General features: G+C 66.0%; 1 protein-coding gene. It reads left to right on the top strand.

The genetic code is table 11. From position 1 onward, the window contains the following. Positions 1–256: hypothetical protein (locus CVH10_RS22315; RefSeq protein WP_219925010.1), on the top strand; the 256-nt coding region annotated here is incomplete at both ends.

Raw genomic sequence — 256 nt, 5'->3', positions numbered from 1 at the left:
ACACTGGCCAACGCGTCCGACCTCGCCAGCATCGACCTCGATAGCGCCGGCTATACCATGACCGTTGCCTACAACGGCATGCCGTGGTCGATCGACGACTACATGGCGCTCGCCGCCTCCTTCCCGTTCAGACGGATCGCCAGCGCCGACTACTGCTGCGAAGTACAGGTCGCCCACGACCGGGAAGAGGTGCGCGACCGCATCTCGCGGACAATCGCGACCAACCGGGAATGCCACGCCCGCGCCGTCGACCTCG

The organism is Halomonas sp. ND22Bw (genome assembly GCF_003011945.1).
Taxonomy (GTDB): domain Bacteria; phylum Pseudomonadota; class Gammaproteobacteria; order Pseudomonadales; family Halomonadaceae; genus Halomonas; species Halomonas halophila.
Note: the sequence above shows the minus strand (reverse complement) of the source record. Positions and strands in the feature narration are given on the sequence as shown.